Below are 18518 nucleotides of genomic sequence, written 5' to 3'. Positions count from 1 at the left end.
ATATTATAATTAGTATTGATTATCGTTTTTTTGTTTCTAAATGAGTTTTTATAGATTCGTTTCTTGTGGTTAGAAAATTAAAGAGATGTCTTTTTAAGCATAGTCCATTAAAGATTTTTCCAATATAACCGTAAGGTGTTTGATATTCGAGAATATCAATCATCTTTGTACCTAATGCTGTTTTACTGAAGTGATGTTGATGTTTAAAGGATTTAAAGTGTCCTTTAATCATTTCATCTGTAAAACTATTTGGAAAATCAAGTTCGGTAATTTTACTTTGATGTGTAAGATAGATTCCAAAATGCTTTCCTTTCCAAGTGACCGTTTCATTTAGGTTAATTAATCCTTGAGTAACTCCCGAAATGGCCTTTTCGTTTGTTTTCTTTGCAGATTGTATATGAAAATCTATATTTCTAGATAGGTTGAAAACTTCTTGTATAGGTGCTGTTATTTCTGTTATGAGATGTAGTTTTGTAATCATTTAGAATAAATAAGGTGTTCGAAAGCGTTTTCTAAATCTGGGTAAGAAAAATTAAAACCATTGTTTTGAAGTTCTTGCGGGACTACGTTTCGGCTTTTAAGTATTAGTTCGGTTTCCGTTTTAATAAATCTAGCACCTAATTCTAAGATGGGTTTTGATAAAGATATTCCGATTGGCATTTGCATAGTTTTTCTTAGGGCTTTCATGAATTTTACATTTGTGGTAGGTGTGGGCGATACGATATTTATTGGTCCAGAAATATTGTTATCATTAATTATAAATTCTAAACTTCTGGCAAAATCTACCTCATGAATCCAGCTTAATTTTTGGTTTCCATTACCCTGTTTGCCTCCAAAACCAATTTTTACGAGATTTATAATTGGTGGTAAAGCGCCGCCGTTTCTTCCCAGAACTATAGATGTCCTGAGTGCTACTTTTCTCGTATTTGGAGTGTGTTGATCAAAAAATGTTTTTTCCCATGTAGTAGCAACATCGACAGAAAATCCTGTTCCAATTTCTCCATTAATCTCATCCATTTCTTTATCTAAAGAATGTCTGTAGATCGTTCCTGTAGAAGAATTAAGCCATACTTTTGGAGGATTTTTGCATTCTTTGATCGCTTTACCTAAAACTGTTGTTGAGGCAATCCTAGAACTCATGATTAGCTTTTTGTTTTTTTTAGTATATCTACAGTCAACTGATTTACCTGTCATATTAATAAGTACGTCGGCATTATTTATTTCTGTTTTCCAGTTCCCAAGGGTCTTTGCATCCCAGTGTACGAATTTCATATTGTTTTGGGTTTTATTTTTGCCACGTGTTAGTATGATTATGCTTTCAAATTTATTTTTAAAGTGCTCGGTTAGAACGCTGCCTAGAAATCCGGTTCCTGCAGCAATAACAATTTTTTTCATGTTTTTATTTTTCTGCTGTTATTAAATAGTATCCAAAATCGCGAATGTGTAATCCAGAAAGTAATGCATAAAGAGAACCTTTGAGGTTTTTCCAACTTTGAGGTTTAAGGTTTTCTTTGTTACATAATTTTTGAAATATAAAACCTAAAATTGCAAATGGAACATGTAAAACCGAGGGGGCAACTCTAAAAGATATATCTTCAATTACCACGTTTTTGAAACCTATCTGTTTTAATTTTTTTTCTATTTGGTGTATATTACCTAATCCTTCAAGACTCCAGCCTTCGCATAATTTTTCATAGCAATGCGAGCTTCCTAAATATAACTTGTTTTCATCTTTTTTAATGAAAGCATCAGCGATAACTAACCTAGCTTTTGGCTTAAGTATTCTATATGCTTCTTGTAGAGCCTTGGTATCATGACCTGAATGGCAAAAACTTTCTATTGCGTAAGCTCCATGAATACTATTAGTTTTAAAAGATGTTTGTATATAATTTTCTTCTAAAATCAATCCGTTCATTTTTTTTAGTCTTTTGTTGCCTTCTTTTACTTGAAAAGAGGAGAGCGTAACACCAATAATGTTTAATAAAGGGTATTTTCTCAAACCATACCTAATAGCTCCTCCTATACCACATCCCAAATCCGCAACTATGGTATTTTTTTTAGAGACATCCAAACGATCAAATACTTGTTTGTTCATTTCATTAAGCATAGAGTCTCTTTTAAATAGATTGGTCTTGAACGGAATGTAATACCCAAAATGCATATTAAAATCCTTACTCCAAAATTCATAATCCTCTGTAGCTTCGTCGTAGAACCGAATTATTTTATCTTTTGTAGTTGTTTTTCTTAATTTTAATTTATGTAGTAATGATAGCGTAGTCATTGTTTTTGATTTTTAATTAATATTGAAGAAACCTATGCAGTTGTAGATGACTAATAATGTATAAACGGTGGCAAAAAGAACAAAAAGCATATTCATACCATAACTACCAATCTTGAAAATTCTCTTTTGCGGTATTTGATACATTGGGTAGTACGCGATCTGAGTAATAACTTTTCCTACCCAATAAGCTGCAATTAATCCTGTTAAAGCAATTGCTAATGGGGTTTGTTCTTTAAGGTTTGGATAGAGTAGGAGTGCAATTAATCCAAAAGAAAAATTAAGTCCTTGAATATATCTTCCATATGTCTTAGCAATTTCTTGATTAAGAGGCTTTAATTTTTTTACATCGGTATACCAATCAAATACTTTGTGTCTTATATATGGATAAATTAATGCAGTGAATATTTGTCCAACACCTCCTAAGATGATTAACCAATTTGGAATATAGAGTTTCATGTTTTTTTTATTTTTAAAGTTTCAGAAAAATATGAAAGTATAATTTAAAATATAAAGGAGTCTAAGCTCCTTTTTAGTCTAAGGTATTGTGTTTATTTAATTAATTTAACAAGAGCTTTAGTTATCCAGTTATGATCCTGACCAATAACTTTGTTCATCATAGTATCTAAAGTATCTGCCATATCATGCAGTGCTTTGGTTTGTTTAATTAGCTCTTTAGTTTTTGCAGAGCCGTCTTCGTCAATATTGGATACGTCTTTAAGTACTTTAATTGTAGGCTGTAATTCTCTTCTGCTTCTCTCTTTAGCGATCTGTCGCGCAAGTTCTTGAACATCTTTTTCCGAAGTAAAATACTCTTTTCTTTCCCCCATTTTATTTTCCTTGAAAACAATTCCCCAATCCATAAGTTGTCTAAGATTCATACTGGTATTACCTCTTGAGATTTGAAGTTCGTCCATAATATCTTCCATAGATAATGGTTCAGGGGATATTAACAATAATGCATGTATTTGTGCCATTGCTTTATTGATTCCCCATAAGGTGCCAAGTGCTCCCCATGTGGAGATAAATTTATTTTTTGCATCATCGTAATTCATCACTCTCTTTTAAATTGTTTTAATAATAGTACAAATATATAAAAAATTTTAAACTTTCAAAAAATATTGAAAATTAAAAAACTAAATACCTAATTAATCTCTTAAATGTTAAAAAAGAGTTAAACGTAAAAATTACAAAAACCACTTTTGTATCGGGCTCGTATATACCCCTGTTAGATATCTAAACAATCAGTTTAGAATCACAAATCATTTTAATTTAAATCACTTAAAATCACAAATCATGAAACACAAGAACTCTTATGAAAACCTTTTTGGTTTACTCAAAATTCGATTAAAATTAATGCTTATGACCCTTTTTGTCGGGTTGTATGGAATGAGCACATATGCCATCCAAGATCAACAAAATAAAGTCAATTCAAATCCCATTGTAGTAGATAATGCCAATGGTGGTACCGTTGCTATTGATATTGACGCAACAGGGAATCCAAATGGTACTACAAGCTTTAATAGCGATATCGAAGCTGTTATATGTGTAGATGGAAGGGAAGATCCTTTAGTGGTAACACATCAAAATCCTGGAGCAGAAAACTTATCATATAGATATGTAATAACTGATGCTGCTACAGGTTTAATCTTAAATGTAGTAAAATCAAGAGAGATTAGCTTAGATGGAGCAGGTTCAGGTACATGTCAAATCTGGGGTTGGTCGTATACAGGAGTAGAAGGGAATGGATTAAATCAAGTAGGACAGCCATTATCGTCATTAGATGATTTGTCTTTCTCAGATATTTCAGACAATGCGATTACAGTAATTAGAGAAGTAGCTGATGGTGGAACGGTTGCTATTGATATTGACGCAACAGGAAATCCAAATGGTACTACAAGCTTTAATAGCGATACCGAAGCTGTTATATGTGTAGATGGAAGAGAAGATCCATTAGTTGTAACACATCAGAATCCTGGTGCAGAGAACTTATCCTACAGATATGTAATTACAGATGCCGCTACAGGTTTAATCTTAAACGTAGTAAAGTCAAGAGAGATTAGCTTAGACGGAGCAGGATCAGGCATATGCCAGATTTGGGGATGGTCTTACAGAGGCGTAGAAGGTAACGGATTAAATCAGGTAGGTCAACCATTATCATCTTTAGATAATTTACCATGTTCAGATATTTCAGACAATGCGATTACAGTGATTAGAGAAGTAGCTAATGGTGGAACGGTTTCCATCGACGTTGAAAATACAGATCTTGCCAATGCAACCACTACCATTAATGATCAGAATTCTTCAGAAATTATTGTTGGTGATGGCGTTGCAAATCCAATTATTGTTGTTCATCAAAATCTTGGCGCAGAGAACTTATCTTACAGGTATGTAATTACTGATGCGGTTACGGGTTTAATCCTAAACGTTGTAAATACCAATCAAATTGATTTAGAATCAGTTGCACCAGGTACTTGTCAGATTTGGGGATGGTCGTATAGAGGCGTAGAAGGTAATGGATTAAACCAAGTAGGACAACCACTATCATCTCTAGATGATTTACCATGCTCAGATATTTCAGAAAATACAATTACTGTGGTGAGAAGAGCTTCTCAACAACCTATAACTTTTGAAGCCACTTTAACTGGAACACAAGAAAATCCAGCAGTAACAACAAGAGCATTTGGAGCTGCACAGATAATATTGAGAGGTGATATGCTTGAGGTTACAGGGGCATTTACAGGGTTAGAAGGAGATTTAGCTAGACAATTGGCTGGCGGAGGTCATATCCATGAAGCAGTAGCTGGATCAAACGGACCCATATCTAATGGACTATTTTTAAGTATCCAAACAGATAATACAAATCGTAATGGTACCTTTAACAATCGATATCAGTTAAGTCCTAGTCAGTTAGAATTACTGAGATCTAGATCTTTGTACATCAATATTCATAGCCAAGCTAATATAGGAGGAGAATTAAGAGGTCAGATTGTACCCACATCCGATGCTGTTTTAGGAGCTAATTTATCGGGAAGTAATGAAGTGCCATCGATAGTTACTACCGCTGGTGGAAATATCATATTTGACCTTAAAGGGAATACCCTAACAGCTTCGGGATCTTTTTCTGGATTAGCAGGGGATATCGCTATAGATTTAGCAGGAGGATCTCATATCCACGATGCAGTAGTAGGACGAAATGGAGGGATTTCTAATATCTTAAATTTAACAATAGCAGAAGATAATAGAAGTGCAATTATTAGAGCAGAAGATAATATATTTGAATTAACAGATGCACAAGTGGCTACTTTGTTACGTCAGGGGAACTATGTAAATGTGCATTCGCAAACATTTAGAGGAGGAGAATTAAGGGGGCAGATAGCACCCTTAACTAATGCAGCATTTAGAGTACAGTTATCGGGAGTACAAGAGGTTCCTGAAGCAGCCAATACCACAGCAAATGGTAGATTATTGGTATCGTATGATACAAGTAACAATCAATTGGTGGTTTCAGGATCTTATAATGGTCTAACAGGAACTTTGGCAACTGATTTAGCAGGAGGTATTCATTTACATACTGGTGTTGCTGGTACAAATGGTCCCGTAACTATTATCTTAAATACAACTGCCGATGATCAAAATAATGGAGTATTCTTACCCGAGAATAATACTTTTGACTTAAATCAAGCAGGAGTTATTGTAGCTTCCGGAGAAACACCAGATTCATTTGTAAATGCATTGTTTGAAAGAGGAATATATACAAATATTCATAGTAGTGTATTTAGAGCAGGAGAGTTAAGAGGGCAGGTAATGCCATTGGCGCAGAGCTATTTCGCAACAAATTTAGATAGTAGAAACGAAATTCCATTGGCAGTAAGTGATGCCTTTGGTAACATTCAATTTGAAGTTACCGGAAACTCTCTGATTGCCAGCGGAAGTTTTAATAATCTGGGGTTTGCTTTAAATGTAGAATTAGCGGGAGGTGCGCATGCACATTTAGGTAATGCTAATCAAACAGGAGCGATTCAATTCTTGCTAAATTCTACTGCATCAGAAGATAACCTTAGTGGAGTATTTGAAGCGGCAAACAATGTGGTTACCCTTACAGATGGGCAAAGAGATGCGCTATTAGCAGGAGAATTATATATCAATGTACATTCTTTGGAAATTGCTTCAGGAGAATTAAGAGGTCAAATTCTTAGAGATGATAATAGATTCCCAGCAACTACTGAAATTAGTGAAGTTAATACAAGAAGAGGATTGATAATTTCATGGGATGAAGCAATAGATTCAGATAATGATCTTGTTGTGTATACACTACAAAGTAGTCTTAATGAAAACTTTGAGGGATTATTAATTAATGAAAAATCTGCAGAGACATTATTTTCTCCAGAAAAGGATCAGGCTCGAAGTTTATTTAGAACCCTCCTGAAAGAGTTTATCAGAGCTAGAGTCCAAAGAAGAAATGCTATTCTTAATTTAAGAGTATTATCATCTGATGGTAGTGTTAGTGAAGTAGGAGCTTCATTTACGAGGAAAATAGATATCTCATTATTAAGAAGTTTATTGTTTAGTAAGTTTAGTAAGACTGAAGTAGAGAAGGAGTTGGCACAATTAGAAAAATTAGAAAATGCTCAAAATTTTAGTGTAAATGTATCTCCTAATCCAGCTACAAACGGTATAATTAGGATGAGTACCATTGGAGCTTTAAATTCTAATCTAAATATCACAATCTATGATATGTTAGGAAATGTAGTGTATCAAAATAATTATGATGAGATAACATCTAATAAAACGATTACTATTAATTCTGATCGATTATCTCGAGGTGTCTATATTATTAGAATGGCAGATGATAGTGGTAGTTATAGTACTACAGAAAGAGTGGTGATACAATAGTATTTATAATACGTAATAACGAGTACAAAATAAAGAAAGTGCCCTGACTTTAAAAGTCAGGGCACTTTACATTACCTACACTTGAAGTAATACCATAATTGTGGGTTGTATAATGTTTAATTTTAATTATTTGTTAATGTTAATACAGTCAATATTTTGTGGTAGAGCCATTTTTGTTAAGTGCTGATTTTGTGTAATTTCAAGCCCTAATACAAACTCAAACTTATAATGAAAAAATTTAACCAATTTATTTCAGTAGTATTTCTATGCTTTTTTTTATCGTATAGTTATGCTCAAGAAGAAGACAGTATGTTTTTTGCAACCATGCAAACTCAGGATGCTAAAGAACTTATAATTGACCATCCAGAAGATATTGTGATTATCGATTCATCAAACGGTTATAGCGCCGTTAAACTGAGTCAAAATGCGGCAGAAGAACTCCATCATAAAGTATTAGTTCATGGTCCTGGTTTCATATATGAAACATCCGAAAAAAATGCACTTGCTTCAATTTCTAATATCAATAAAAGAGCTGCAGAAAAACAAAGAGCAGTATTTTCTATAACTCAAGATGCATTAGTAAGACAGAGTCTTGATTTAGTAAATAATAGAAATATAGCTAACCAAATACAACAATTAGAAGATTATGGATCACGTTATCATACAACCAATAGTGCCCGTCAATCTGTTGTAGATTTAAAAACTAAGTGGGAAGGATTAGCTGCGGGACGTAGTGATGTTTCAGTAAGAATTGTAAATCATACCAGTACTAATATGCCATCTGTGGTTATGACTATTACAGGTACCGAAGAACCAGATGAATTTGTAATAATCGGAGGGCATATTGATTCTACGGCAAGAGGGGGTAATAGTAACAATGCTCCAGGTGCCGATGATAATGCCTCGGGAATAGCAACAATTACAGAGGCTGCAAGAGTTTTGTTTACAATGAATTTTAAACCTAAAAGAACAGTAGAGTTTATGGCTTTTGCGGCAGAAGAAGTAGGGCTAAGAGGGTCCAAGGAAATCGCTGAAGATTATAAAAGGCGTAATGTAAATGTTGTAAGTTATATGCAATTAGATATGACCAATTATAAAGGTTCATCTAATGATGTATATATTTCTACTGACTCATACAACGACGACACTTTAAACGATTTCTTGGTGGATCTAATGCAATACTATAATGCTTCGGGGACTCATAAAATTACGTATGGTACTTCGCAGTGTAATTATGGATGTTCAGATCACTATAGTTGGGCACAACAAGGATATGATGTTGCCTTTCCTTTTGAGGCAACTTTTAACCAGAGTAACCCAAATATTCATACTACACGTGATACTTTTGATCGCTCTCCAACGCCTAATGCTACACATGCTGCAAAATTTGCAAAATTGGCTTTAGAATATTTGATTGAAATCTCTAATGGAGTCACTACCGGAGGCCCAGGAGGAGGCCAATGTGCTTCTACAACATCTTCTTTTCCTTATGTACAAGGTTTTGAAGGTGCAATAGGAACTTGGACACAGGCAAGTAACGATAATCTAAACTGGACTATCGATGCAAATGGAACTCCTTCTAATGGCACAGGACCAAGTGCAGCGGCAGAAGGATCATCATATATATATGTAGAGGCGTCTGGTAACGGAAATGGGTTTCCAAATAAAAGAGCAATTTTAAATTCACCGTGTTTTGACCTTAGTAGTGTTTCTAAAGCTACATTTAGTTTTCAGTACCACATGTTAGGTAGTGCCGTTGGAAATTTAACCGTAGAAGCAAGTACAGATAATGGTGCAACTTGGACCAGTATCTTTAGTAAAACAGGAGAACAAGGAAACAGTTGGAATATTGCTAGTATTAACCTATCTTCATACATCGGCAATACAATACAATTACGATTTAATGCTGTAACTGGCACTAGTTGGCAAGGTGATATTGTTATTGATGATGTTAAATTAACTGAAGGTTCTGGCGGAAGTACAGATATTTGTGATGGTGTAGCACCATATAACTCATCCACAAGTTATCAACCAGGAGATAGAGTAACCTATCAAGGTAGTCTCTATGAACGAACTAATAGTGGATGGACTCTTATAGGAGCCTGCGGAACATCAGCACGCAACTATATAGCAACTACCAAATTAGCAGATGATGATACATTGTTAGTGTTATCTCCAAATCCAGTAAGTGGAGCATATATAAATCTTTCGGTAAATAATGATTTATGGAAAGGAAGCTCGATACTTATAATTGATAGTATAGGTAATATTATAGAAGAGGTCAAACTTAAAGAAAGAAATACCAAAATAAATACTTCTAAACTCTCTACAGGAACATACTTTTTAACCTTATTTAATGGTTCTAAAAGTTATACAAAGCAGATGATTAAGAAGTAATTTTAAAATTTTTTGCCAAATTTGTGAGTCTGAGCTTGTCGTAACATAACCTAGTTATTGAAAAGCTGAAAAAATCGGCAAGCTCAGTTTACTCGTTTATCTTCTATTTTAGTAACCCTGCACGTTTTAATAATGCCTCCGGTTTAGGTTCTTGACCTCGAAAACGCTTGTAAAGTATCATTGGATTTTCTGTACCTCCTTTTGATAATACATTATCTTTGAATTTTTCAGCTACTTTTTTGTTAAAAATTCCATTTTCTTTAAAATATTCAAATGCATCGGCATCTAATACTTCTGCCCATTTATAAGAGTAATATCCTGCAGAATAACCTCCTTGAAAAATATGAGAGAAGGCAGTACTCATACAATTTTCTTCTACATTTGGATATAAAGAAGTCTTTGAGAAAGTTTCTTTTTCGTGTTCTTTAACGCTTTTAATAACACTAGGATCTTGTGAATGCCAAGACATATCAAGTAAGCCAAAACTAAGCTGACGCAAAGTTGTCATTCCTTCCATAAATGTGGCAGATTCTTTGATTTTCTCAACTAAGTCCATAGGAATTATCTCACCTGTTTCATAATGTTTAGCAAAAAGTGCTAGAGCTTCTTCTTCATAACACCAATTTTCTAATACTTGGCTAGGTAGTTCAACAAAATCCCAATAAACGCTAGTTCCTGATAGTCCCGGATATGTAGTATTGGCAAGCATGCCATGAAGTGCGTGGCCAAATTCATGAAATAAAGTAGTTACTTCATTAAACGTCAGTAAAGATGGTTTGCTTGGTGTTGGTTTTGTAAAATTACACACAATAGATACATGAGGTCTATTGTCTAAACCGTTTTTTCTCATTTGTGATTTATAAGAAGTCATCCAAGCACCGTTTCTTTTTCCTGGTCTAGGGTGAAAATCTGCATAAAATAAAGCTACAAAATTTCCATCGGTATCAGTGACGTTAAAAGTTTTAACCTCTTCATGATATGTATCTACTTCATCAGTTACTTTAAACTGAAGTCCGAATAGTTTTGAGGCAATAGTAAATACACCATCAATTACATTCTCAAGTTTAAAGTAAGGTTTTAACTTTTCATCATCAAGATTAAAAAGTTTTTGCTTTAGCTTTTCGGTATAGTATGCTCCATCCCATTTTTCGAGATGATCAATTCCATCAAGTTCTTTTGCAAAAGATTCTAATTGTTTGAATTCTCTTTCTGCTGCGGGTTTTGCTTTTTCTAAAATTTCATTAAGAAATGAAAAAACAGTATCAGGGGTTTTCGCCATTCTTTCTTCTAAAATGTAATGTGCATGTGATGAATACCCTAAAAGTTGAGCTCTTTGATGTCTCAAGTTAGCTATTTTAAGAACATTTTGTTGATTGTCAAATTTATCATTGTGAAAACCTTTCGAACCAAAGGCTAGAGCGAGTTTTTTACGTAATTCTCTATTTTTAGCATAGGTAATAAAAGGAATATAGCTAGGATAATCTAATGTGATTAGCCAGCCTTTTTTATCTTTAGCTTCAGCCATTGCTTTTGCAGCTTCTTTTGCACCGTCTGGCAATCCGTCTAAATCAGACTCATCAGTCAGTAATAGTTCATAAGCATTGGTTTCTGCTAATATGTTTTCACCAAAATTGAGACTTAGTTTAGAAAGTTCCTTGTCAATTTCTCGTAGAGTCTCTTTTTTGGTATCCGGTAAGTTTGCTCCATTTCTGGAAAAAGATTTATATCTCTTGGTTAACAATGTTAATTGTTCTGGATTAAGATTTAAAGAATCTTTTTGATGGTAAACTGTTTCAATTCTTTTAAATAAATCCAGATTCAATGCGATATCATTACTAAACTCTGATAACAAAGGAGAGGCTTCTTGGGCAATTTCTTGTATTTCCTTTGTTGTTTCTGCACTATTTAGGTTAAAAAAAATGCTTGTTACTCTATCTAAAAGTTCACCACAATATTCTAATGACTCGACGGTATTCGTAAAAGAAGGTTCTTCTGTGTTAGAAACTATGGCATTAATTTCCTCTTTGGCAATACTAATTCCATTTTTTATTGCTGGTAGAAAATGTTCAGACTTTATTGTTTCGAATGGAGCGGCATCAAACTTTTTTAATAATGGATTGTTCATTATAGAGCTCTTTTTTTAAATTATTAATTATATTTTTTATTCTTTATCGAGAAAAGGTGTCTTTTATCGAAAAAAGAGGATTTCATTTCATGCTTTTTAATCTAACTGCTTTGGTATACCTGTACCTTTAACACGGTTTATTAGTGAAAGGGTCTATGGGTAGGGAAACTCGAAAATTATTTTTGCTGGGGGTATGAGCGTTAATAATTTTTTTCGAACCAAAGACCAAATATATGTAAAGAGCTATAATTTCTATAGCTCTTTTCTTCTTTTAAAAATATTTTCACTCTATTTTTTCTCTTTAATGTGTGTTTTTATGTTAAAAAAAAATGTTAATTTTTTTTAAAATTGCATTTCATCGAAAAAAACGGCTTTTTAACTAAAATTGTTAATAACTTTTTGTTACTTCTATTGTGTAATCAAAGTAAGGTTTTACCTTTGTAGTAGGTTTTAAGAGTAGGGTCTTACATTGAATTTTTTTGTGTAATATATTTAAGTTGGTTAATAAATATTGTTATATTCTTTTGTAAGACCTGATATTTAAAGAGTCACTGAGAAGTGGCTCTTTTTTTTATGGCTCTATTACAGAGGTTATTTCTTAACTTTTTTAGCTCCTTCAATAACTTTTTGCTTTAACCCTTCTTTGTATATTAAAACTTTATCTAATACACATGAATCATTAGAACCAATGATTTGAGCTGCAAGTATACCAGCATTTAATGCGCCATCTAGTGCAACAGTTGCAACAGGTACACCTCCTGGCATTTGTAAAATTGATAATACAGAGTCCCAACCATCTATTGAGTTGCTTGATTTAACGGGTACCCCTATTACAGGTAATGGCGATAGTGATGCAACCATTCCTGGCAGATGTGCTGCCCCTCCTGCACCTGCAATAATAACGTTGATACCTCTAGTATGCGCATTTTTGGCATAATCAAATAGTTTTTCGGGTGTTCGATGTGCAGAAACAATGTCTACTTCTATTTCTATATCAAAACCTTGTAGTATATCAATAGCTTTTTCCATTACTGGCATGTCACTAGTACTACCCATTATAATCCCAACCTTGCTCATTATGATATTTATTATATTATTTATCTACTAATTACTTTTATAGTCTTTTTTACCTTTTCGGCTATTATTCTGGCTTCTTCTATGCTTTCATGAACAATTGTAACATGTCCCATCTTTCTAAAGGGGCGTGTTTGTTTTTTTCCATAGATATGAGGGGTGACACCACTCCAAGCCATTATTTTTTCTATATTTTTATATACAACGTCTCCTGTATGTCCATCGGCACCAACCAAATTAACCATAATACCAGCTACTTTACTTTCTGTTGCACCTAAGGGCAGGTCAAGAATTGCTCTAACATGTTGCTCAAATTGATTAGTGTAGCTAGCTTCAATACTATAATGTCCACTATTGTGAGGCCTAGGAGCAACTTCATTAACTAAAATTTCATCATTTTGCGTTAAAAACATTTCTACAGCTAATATACCCACATGCTCAAATGCAGTTGATACATTTTTAGCCACTTCTATCGCTTTTAAAGCAATTTTTTCATCAATTCTTGCTGGACAAATTACATATTCTACTTGATTAGCTTCAGGATGAAATTCCATCTCTACTACAGGATAAGTTTTGATTTCTTCTTGCGGATTACGAACAACAATTACAGCAATTTCATTTTTAAAATTGATCATTTCTTCAGCAATGCATTCTACATCAGGTAATTTTACTAGATCTGCTCCTGATTTCACAATAGAAACTCCTTTTCCATCATATCCACCTTGTGTACTTTTCCATACAAAGGGAAGTTTAACCTTGTTGTCGGTTATTCCTTCTGTGAGATGCGCTTTATTAGAGAACCTTCTAAATTTAGCTGTGGGAATATTATGATCTTCATAAAAGAGCTTTTGCTTTCCTTTATTTTGTATTTTTTCTAAGGTTTTGGCACTAGGAAAAACCTTTTTGCCTTCTTTTTCTAGATCAGCAAGTGCTTTAATATTAACGGTTTCAATTTCAAAAGTTAATACATCGACTTTTTTCCCAAAATTGTAGACGGTCTCATAATCCATTAAACTACCTTGTTCAAAATGATTACAAGCGATCTTACATGGAGCATCAGGATTTGGATCCAAAACATATGTTTGAATATCATATTTACGGGTTTCATAAAGCATCATTTTGCCTAATTGACCACCTCCTAAAATTCCTAATTTAAAATTTGATGAAAAAAAGTTTATCATTACGGGGATTTGAAATTAACCTACTGTGAGCAAAAATAAATTTTTCATAAAGAATAACCATAATAATACGAAGTAAATGCTATAGTCAAACTTTTATAATCACTATCTTTGCCGCTTTAAATTGAAAACCAGTAGAGAGTAAGTAAACGAAGGCATGATAAAACTGCACGATTTACAATTTGTTCCATTCATTGCAGAGGATGAAATAGCTACAGCAATTGATAGGGTTTCTGATCAGTTAAATAAAGAGCTATCGGATAAAAAACCCTTATTCATTGGGGTGTTGAATGGTGCATTTATGTTTGTTTCAGAAGTAGTTAAACGTTTTAACTATGATTGTGAGGTAAGCTTTGTGAAATTTTCTTCGTATGAAGGTACCAAAACAACTCATGAAGTTAAAGAGTTAATTGGCCTCAATGAAAAATTGACAGGAAGAACCGTTGTTGTTCTAGAAGATATAATTGATACGGGAAATACTATTGCTTTATTATCCGAAACTTTAAAGGATAAAGGGTGTAGTGATGTGAAGATAGCTACTTTGTTTTTCAAGCCAGAAGCATATACAAAAGAGATTAATATAGATTATATCGGATTTGAAATTCCGAATAAATTTATAGTAGGATACGGTTTAGACTATGATGGACTAGGTCGCAATCTTACTCAAGTTTATCAACTAAAATCAAATAACATGACAAATTTGGTGTTATTCGGCCCTCCAGGAGCTGGAAAAGGAACACAAGCAGAAGTTTTAAAACAAAAATATGATCTAGTACATATCTCGACAGGAGATGTGTTTAGATATAATATAAAAAATGCAACAGATTTAGGTACTTTAGCAAAATCTTATATCGATAAGGGACAATTAGTGCCTGATGAGGTTACTATTAATATGCTTAATGCCGAAGTTGATAAAAACCCAAATGCTAAAGGTTTTATATTCGATGGTTTTCCAAGAACCGAAGCACAAGCGGATTCATTATCCGAATTATTAACTTCTAAAGGAACAGAGGTAAGTGCTATGGTGGCATTAGAGGTGGATGATGAGGTATTGGTGCAACGCTTACTTGAAAGAGGAAAAACCTCTGGACGTGCTGATGATGCTGATGAAGGAGTAATTCGTAACCGTATCAAAGTATATTATGACGAGACGGCTATCTTAAAAAATTACTACCAAAAACATGATAAATATTTTGGGGTAGATGGAGTAGGAGCTATTGAAGAGATTACAGAACGTTTAAGTTCTACTATCGATAAACTTTAATTGTTTTATTTATTACCAGTTCTCCGCAATTTATCGGGGATAACATGCACTGAGTTATGACAGAAGGAAATTTTGTAGATTATGTAAAGTTACATGTGACTTCCGGAAACGGAGGGAAGGGATCTGTGCATTTACATCGAGAAAAATATATTACTAAAGGAGGCCCGGATGGAGGTGATGGAGGACGAGGTGGTCATGTTATCCTTCGTGGTAATCCCAATATGTGGACACTTCATCATCTTAAATTTAAACGACATTTAAGAGCTGAACATGGTGGGCATGGAAGTAAAAGTAGAAGTACTGGAGCAGATGGAACAGATGTTTATGTTGATGTACCGCTGGGAACTGTAATACGCGATACAGAGACTCAAAATATTATTTCCGAAATCACTGAGAGTGGCCAAGAATATATTGCTGCGGAAGGCGGTATGGGAGGTAGAGGAAACTGGCATTTTAAAAGCTCTACAAATCAAACACCTAGGTATGCGCAACCTGGAGTCGAAGGACAAGAACATGATATTACTCTTGAACTTAAGATATTAGCAGATGTGGGATTAGTAGGATTTCCAAATGCAGGAAAATCAACCTTATTGTCTGTAATTACATCAGCAAAGCCTAAAATTGCAGATTATGAGTTTACCACACTTAAACCTAATTTAGGGATTGTAGAGTATCGGGATTTTCAAACTTTTGTTATGGCAGATATCCCGGGTATTATAGAAGGAGCTGCAGAGGGTAAAGGGATTGGTCATCGTTTCTTACGACATATAGAACGTAACTCAACACTTTTATTTTTAGTACCGGCAGACGCTCCTAATATTACTGAACAATATGAGATTTTACTGGACGAATTAAGGCGCTATAATCCCGATTTATTAGATAAAGAAAGACTCGTTGCGATTTCTAAATGTGATATGCTAGACGATGAGCTTCAAGAAGAATTAAAAGTAGAACTTGATAGTCAACTTAAGGTTCCATATTTATTTATATCATCTGTCGCACAACAAGGTTTACAGGAATTAAAAGACAAGCTTTGGCAAATGCTTAATGCATAGTTTATCTTACTTCAATCATTAACTAGAGATAGAGTTTGAAAAGTTGATTTATTTTAAAAATCTATAGTGTTTTGGACTTGAATTTTTACTCAATTCATTTTTTCAATCTGATACATTTTAATCATTTTCTTTTCTAAAATTTTATTTGGAGTACTTTTTAGTATAAAATTTCGAAAGCTCTGTCCGTATTTCTAATGTGCTATTTTTTCGGTACGTCTCGATAATTTAACAATAGTATTTACTTTACTGTATCTTTTCTTTTGAAATTTAGAAAATGCTATTTCCGTATTTTCTTCATTATTGATAAAATGAGACAGGTAATACGCATCTTCAATTGCTTGAGCACCTCCTTGTCCCATATCTGGAGTAGCACTATGGCAAGCATCGCCAATCAAACAAATAGTATCTGTATGCCATTGTTGTAAAGGAGTTATATCATTAATATCACCTCTAATAATTTTATCATTCATTGTATTGGAGATGAGTTGATGTACAATAGGATGAAATTTTGAAAAGATTTCTAAAAGTTTGTTCTTAAGATGTGTTGTATTATCTTTTTGATTTGGTTTACTAGTTACTACTGCAAACCAATATACTTTTTGGTCAGATATTCTCGAGATTCCAAATCTAATTTGATTTCCCCACATTTCAATACCTCTATGTTCAAAATCTGAGTCAATTTTGATATCTGCAACTCCTCTCCAGCAGGTCTGACCAGAGTAACGAATTTTGCTTTTTGGAAATAACTGTTTTCTAATTTTAGAATGAATACCATCGGCACCAATTAAAGTGTCTGTTACCGTAGAAGAATTGTCTTCAAAAATCACTTTTATTTTTTGAGGAGTTGCTTTTTCGAATTTATGAAAAGCCTTGCCCAAAGTGATTTTATGTTTCGGGATGGACTTTAATAGTATTTCTTGAAGTTCGGCACGATGAATTGCTATTGTAGAAAATCCAAATGTATCAACTACGAATCCTTGGTGTGTGTCAGAAAGAGGTGACAAGTCTTGATTAGTGACAGATATTCTGTCAATAGTATTTCCTTTTTCTGCTATTTTATCTAAGATACCAAGCCAATCTAGTACCTGCAAAGCATTGGGGGCAAGCCATATACCAGCCCCTGCCGTTTTTAAAGAAGGTGCTTTTTCAAAAATATGATAATCAATTCCGTGTTTTTCGAAAGCTAAAGCAGTTGTCAGCCCTCCTATTCCTCCCCCTATAATTGTAATCATAGTATGCGTATTTTATTTAGCTTAAAATTAAAGTAAACTATTGTTTTTCTGTATGTATTAGTGTGTCTATTTCAAAGAATTTCTCTTTAATGAGACTTAAACCAAATGCAGCTGCAGCGGCTGTAAAAACAGAATAATCTAGAGGCGCTTTTATACCTGTTGAAATAGTCATTGCCAATGCAAAAGTAAGTAGTATTACACCACTCAATTTGGCTACAAATGTAGTTTTGAAGCCTATAATTAAGAATATTGCAAGTAACAATTCTGCTATTGTAACCGCTATGGCAATTGGATTTATAACAGCATCTGGAAACCAGGGATTAAGTAGTTGTGTGTACTCTAAAAAGTTATCCCAATTTCCCCATGCAGATTTTTCTTGTGACCACATTCCAAACCTATCAGCTATGGCAGATAAAAAACCTATAGCTAAGGTTAGTCTTAAAAACAGTTTGATGTACATAGTTTTATATTTGCCTAGTTTTGCGATGGAATAGGTGTCATTAATGTAGCTCTACCAATTCTGTTCCATGTGTTAATACAGCATATGCCCATGATGATATCGGCTACTTTTTCTTTGCCAAAAACAGTAATTGCATTTTGATATAGGGCATCCTGTAATCCATCAATAGAAATGTTGGTTATTTGCTCTGTCATTTCAAGAATAATTTGCTCTTCTGTACTAAAAAAAGGAGATTCTTTCCAGTTTGCTAGGGCATGAATTCGAAATTGTTTTTCTCCTTGTTCAACAGCTTCTTTAATATGCATTTGTATACAATATGCGCACCCATTAATTTGGGATGCTCTAATCTGGATTAATAAAAATTCTGATGCTGTTAATGAACTTTTTTTTATGTCGTCATATAATTTATATAGAGGTTGATATGCGTTAGGATTAACTTCATTGATGTTGATTCTTTCGGTATTCATGTCTTTGTTTTTATAGTACAATACAAAAATCCGAATAAGGGATGGTCAAAAAATTAATCTAGATTAAGAAATAGTTCGTGATTATTACATCT

General features: G+C 33.6%; 15 protein-coding genes. 4 read left to right on the top strand and 11 right to left on the bottom strand.

What is annotated here, in order from left to right:
• Positions 1-19 precede the first annotated feature (19 nt).
• From AWE51_RS14370 to AWE51_RS14350, 5 genes are all read right to left on the bottom strand, one after another.
• Positions 20-481 carry an SRPBCC family protein gene (locus AWE51_RS14370; protein WP_066314535.1) on the bottom strand — a complete coding sequence of 154 codons (462 nt, stop codon included), beginning with the start codon at positions 479-481 and terminating at the stop codon, positions 20-22.
• Positions 478-1395: a TIGR01777 family oxidoreductase gene (locus AWE51_RS14365; RefSeq protein WP_066314534.1), complete on the bottom strand. Its 918-nt coding sequence runs from the start codon at positions 1393-1395 to the stop codon at positions 478-480. Before AWE51_RS14365 ends, AWE51_RS14370 begins: the two co-directional genes overlap by 4 nt.
• A 4-nt stretch (positions 1396-1399) precedes the next feature.
• On the bottom strand, positions 1400-2281 hold the full coding sequence (locus tag AWE51_RS14360; protein ID WP_066314533.1) for a methyltransferase domain-containing protein: 882 nt from the start codon (positions 2279-2281) through the stop codon (positions 1400-1402).
• A gap of 12 nt (positions 2282-2293) precedes the next feature.
• Positions 2294-2737 (bottom strand): hypothetical protein, encoded by a 444-nt coding sequence (locus tag AWE51_RS14355; protein WP_066314532.1) that lies wholly within the window; start codon positions 2735-2737, stop codon positions 2294-2296.
• A 92-nt stretch (positions 2738-2829) separates the two neighbouring features.
• A complete protein-coding gene (locus tag AWE51_RS14350; protein ID WP_066314530.1) occupies positions 2830-3333 on the bottom strand; it encodes a GbsR/MarR family transcriptional regulator in 504 nt (167 codons plus the stop codon).
• Between the two features lie 241 nt (positions 3334-3574).
• On the opposite strand from AWE51_RS14350, the gene AWE51_RS14345 reads away from it, so the two are divergent.
• A complete protein-coding gene (locus AWE51_RS14345) occupies positions 3575-7174 on the top strand; it encodes a CHRD domain-containing protein (RefSeq protein WP_066314528.1) in 3600 nt (1199 codons plus the stop codon).
• A gap of 228 nt (positions 7175-7402) precedes the next feature.
• A complete protein-coding gene (locus tag AWE51_RS14340) occupies positions 7403-9571 on the top strand; it encodes a M20/M25/M40 family metallo-hydrolase (RefSeq protein WP_066314527.1) in 2169 nt (722 codons plus the stop codon).
• Positions 9572-9674: 103 nt separating this feature from the next.
• On the opposite strand, the gene AWE51_RS14335 is transcribed toward AWE51_RS14340, so the two are convergent.
• From AWE51_RS14335 to AWE51_RS14325, 3 genes are all read right to left on the bottom strand, one after another.
• The gene (locus tag AWE51_RS14335; protein WP_066314525.1) at positions 9675-11696 is read right to left on the bottom strand and encodes a M3 family metallopeptidase; all 2022 of its coding nucleotides are present in this window, start codon (positions 11694-11696) and stop codon (positions 9675-9677) included.
• Between the two features lie 591 nt (positions 11697-12287).
• Entirely contained in the window at positions 12288-12773 is a 486-nt protein-coding gene (gene purE, locus AWE51_RS14330; RefSeq protein ID WP_066314523.1) for a 5-(carboxyamino)imidazole ribonucleotide mutase, read from the bottom strand.
• Between the two features lie 20 nt (positions 12774-12793).
• Positions 12794-13948 carry a 5-(carboxyamino)imidazole ribonucleotide synthase gene (locus AWE51_RS14325; protein WP_099098791.1) on the bottom strand — a complete coding sequence of 385 codons (1155 nt, stop codon included), beginning with the start codon at positions 13946-13948 and terminating at the stop codon, positions 12794-12796.
• A gap of 157 nt (positions 13949-14105) precedes the next feature.
• On the opposite strand from AWE51_RS14325, the gene AWE51_RS26155 reads away from it, so the two are divergent.
• A complete protein-coding gene (locus tag AWE51_RS26155; RefSeq protein ID WP_082832441.1) occupies positions 14106-15212 on the top strand; it encodes an adenylate kinase in 1107 nt (368 codons plus the stop codon).
• A gap of 56 nt (positions 15213-15268) precedes the next feature.
• Positions 15269-16267, top strand: coding sequence for a GTPase ObgE (obgE, locus tag AWE51_RS14315; RefSeq protein WP_066314519.1), 999 nt, complete (start codon positions 15269-15271; stop codon positions 16265-16267).
• 191 nt (positions 16268-16458) lie between these two features.
• Here the strand turns inward: obgE and AWE51_RS14310 are convergent, their stop codons facing one another.
• From AWE51_RS14310 to AWE51_RS14300, 3 genes are read right to left on the bottom strand one after another with little or no spacing between them, the layout of a single operon-like run.
• Positions 16459-17499, bottom strand: coding sequence for an FAD-dependent monooxygenase (locus AWE51_RS14310; RefSeq protein ID WP_232517389.1), 1041 nt, complete (start codon positions 17497-17499; stop codon positions 16459-16461).
• Positions 17500-17536: 37 nt separating this feature from the next.
• Positions 17537-17959, bottom strand: a complete 423-nt coding sequence (locus AWE51_RS14305) for a DoxX family protein (protein WP_066314517.1) — start codon at positions 17957-17959, stop codon at positions 17537-17539.
• 14 nt (positions 17960-17973) lie between these two features.
• Positions 17974-18426, bottom strand: coding sequence for a carboxymuconolactone decarboxylase family protein (locus tag AWE51_RS14300; RefSeq protein WP_066314516.1), 453 nt, complete (start codon positions 18424-18426; stop codon positions 17974-17976).
• Positions 18427-18518 lie beyond the last annotated feature (92 nt).

This window comes from Aquimarina aggregata, assembly GCF_001632745.1.
Lineage (GTDB): Bacteria > Bacteroidota > Bacteroidia > Flavobacteriales > Flavobacteriaceae > Aquimarina > Aquimarina aggregata.
Note: the sequence above shows the minus strand (reverse complement) of the source record. Positions and strands in the feature narration are given on the sequence as shown.

Coding starts and splice junctions, on each gene's coding strand:
- purE (WP_066314523.1), bottom strand. CDS start 12,773: ATGAGCAAGGTTGGGATTATAATGGGTAGTACTAGTGACATGCCAGTA.
- AWE51_RS14355 (WP_066314532.1), bottom strand. CDS start 2,737: ATGAAACTCTATATTCCAAATTGGTTAATCATCTTAGGAGGTGTTGGA.
- AWE51_RS14370 (WP_066314535.1), bottom strand. CDS start 481: ATGATTACAAAACTACATCTCATAACAGAAATAACAGCACCTATACAA.
- AWE51_RS14350 (WP_066314530.1), bottom strand. CDS start 3,333: ATGAATTACGATGATGCAAAAAATAAATTTATCTCCACATGGGGAGCA.
- AWE51_RS14310 (WP_232517389.1), bottom strand. CDS start 17,499: ATGATTACAATTATAGGGGGAGGAATAGGAGGGCTGACAACTGCTTTA.
- obgE (WP_066314519.1), top strand. CDS start 15,269: ATGACAGAAGGAAATTTTGTAGATTATGTAAAGTTACATGTGACTTCC.
- AWE51_RS14340 (WP_066314527.1), top strand. CDS start 7,403: ATGAAAAAATTTAACCAATTTATTTCAGTAGTATTTCTATGCTTTTTT.
- AWE51_RS14360 (WP_066314533.1), bottom strand. CDS start 2,281: ATGACTACGCTATCATTACTACATAAATTAAAATTAAGAAAAACAACT.
- AWE51_RS14365 (WP_066314534.1), bottom strand. CDS start 1,395: ATGAAAAAAATTGTTATTGCTGCAGGAACCGGATTTCTAGGCAGCGTT.
- AWE51_RS14305 (WP_066314517.1), bottom strand. CDS start 17,959: ATGTACATCAAACTGTTTTTAAGACTAACCTTAGCTATAGGTTTTTTA.
- AWE51_RS14300 (WP_066314516.1), bottom strand. CDS start 18,426: ATGAATACCGAAAGAATCAACATCAATGAAGTTAATCCTAACGCATAT.
- AWE51_RS14345 (WP_066314528.1), top strand. CDS start 3,575: ATGAAACACAAGAACTCTTATGAAAACCTTTTTGGTTTACTCAAAATT.
- AWE51_RS26155 (WP_082832441.1), top strand. CDS start 14,106: ATGATAAAACTGCACGATTTACAATTTGTTCCATTCATTGCAGAGGAT.
- AWE51_RS14335 (WP_066314525.1), bottom strand. CDS start 11,696: ATGAACAATCCATTATTAAAAAAGTTTGATGCCGCTCCATTCGAAACA.